The following is a 219-nucleotide window of genomic DNA, read 5'->3' as shown; positions in this document are numbered from 1 at the left end:
TTATTTTTTGCCCCCTGCCATTTCTAATCCTAATTTTGCTTCCGTTGCTTCTTTTGCATCTACTACATAATTGATTTTTCCTTCATATGTGACTGCAATACGATCCGATACATTCATTACCTCATCAAGCTCTAATGAAACTAATAATACAGCCTTATTCCTATCTCTTTGCTTTACCAATTCTTTATGTACATATTCTATAGCTCCTACGTCAAGACC

Annotated in this window: 1 pseudogene; it reads right to left on the bottom strand. The window is 34.7% G+C overall.

Going from position 1 to position 219, the window contains the following annotated elements:
• A pseudogene (locus ACX6CF_RS26655) lies at positions 1 to 219 on the bottom strand (heme ABC transporter ATP-binding protein); the annotation flags it as partial.

The sequence above is a fragment of the Vallitalea sediminicola genome, from assembly GCF_054408565.1.
Note: the sequence above shows the minus strand (reverse complement) of the source record. Positions and strands in the feature narration are given on the sequence as shown.